Genomic DNA, 1,557 nt, shown 5'->3' on the forward strand with positions numbered 1-1,557 from the left:
CGAGGTTCATTACAATGATTGCAAGCCAGTGCGCGATTGATTTCCATTTGTTGGATACGTCAGGTACACCTGTCCAGCCCCAATTCTATGGGCCAGTTTTGAGCAAGGTTTCTGGAACGGGCGGTCGCATGTTTAGAGCCTGATGGGGTCTGACACGATTGTACTGTCTAAGCCAGGTATTGATGACGATCTGAGCCTGTTTGGTGGTGTGGAACCATTCTGCGTTGAGGACTTCCCGGCGCAGAGTGCCATTGAAGCGCTCGTTGTATCCATTCTCCCAAGGTGATCCCGGGTAGATTTGGATCGGCTTAATGCCCACCTTTCTTAACCAGGTCTGCAGGGCCGTTGCGATGAACTCCGCGCCGTTGTCGGAACGGATGTGTTCGGGCTTCCCGTGCCGCAATAAGAGTGGGTAGAGCGCATCCAGCACGTCTGCGCTGTTCATCTTCGGCTTGACCGCTACGCAGAGCGCCTCACGGGTATACTCATCCAGCACCGTCAGCATCTTGTAGCTCTGTCCGTTGCTCAGCTTGTCGTGGACAAAGTCAATGCTCCAGATGTGATTGGGATGTTGCGGTCGGAGCCGGATGATCGAGCTGTCCTTGTGGTACAGCCGTTTGCGTTTCTTGTGCCGTTGTGGGAGCTGCAAGCCTTCTTCGCGCCATAGTCGTTCGATCTTTTTATGATTGACTGCCCAGCCTTCGACACGCAGCAGCTCGGCGACCTTGCGGTAGCCGTAGCGCCCATACCGTTTGGCCAATCGGATCATCGCCAGACGTAACGCCTCATCATCCTTTGGCGCTGCGCGGTATTGCAGCGTGCTCCGCGCCAATCCAATCACGCGACAGGTGCGCCGTTCAGAGGTTGCCAGCTTTTGTCGGGTGTGGACCACGGCCTGACGAAGCTGGTCTGCCGTCAGGCCTTTGGCTTTAGATAATCAAGGCTCTCCTTGAGAATGAGTTTGTCCAGTTCAAGCTCAGCCACGATTTTCTTGAGCCGATCATTCTCTTTCTGCAGCGCCTTCAGATTGGCCATCTCAGATCGTCCCATCCCACCAAACCGCTTGCGCCATGTGTAATAGGTCGCATCACTGACACCAGCCGTTCTGCACGCCGTCGCGACATCCGAACCAGATGCCAGGCCCAGCTCAATCTCGCGCAAAAGCCGCAGAATATCTTCGTCCGAATACCGTTTCCGCGCCATCAATCCCGTCTCCAAAACTAAGCCAACTGTGGCACAGTTTTAGGGGGCCAAGACAGGTGAACTGAAGCGTTTCCGGCCCGTCCGAATGTAGGGGGTATGTACCGCCGCCGCGCTTGTTTTGTGGCGGAGAGTAGTAGGTTACCAAAGGCGGGTCGGAGCGCTTCTCAAATGCGGAACCAGTGTCTCCACAGCGAGGAGACGGGCCGGGCGGCCATTGTCCGCCGCCCGCGACTGGGTCCAGACCGCCTCGTGCAAGAATGCGGCGTTCCTCGGCACGGGTCATCTGGGCCTCGCGGACCTTCAGCGCGACTTCGCGCGGTGACACAGGTGCCGTCCGGCCCTGGGTTCATTTCT

General features: G+C 57.0%; 1 pseudogene. It reads right to left on the reverse strand.

The window, feature by feature from the left end:
- Nucleotides 1-85: 85 nt before the first annotated feature.
- Nucleotides 86-1,203 (reverse strand): annotated as a pseudogene (locus tag ACR0CA_RS20305) (IS3 family transposase).
- Between the last annotated feature and the right edge of the window lie 354 nt (nt 1,204-1,557).

This window comes from Ruegeria sp. F12 (genome assembly GCF_056533885.1).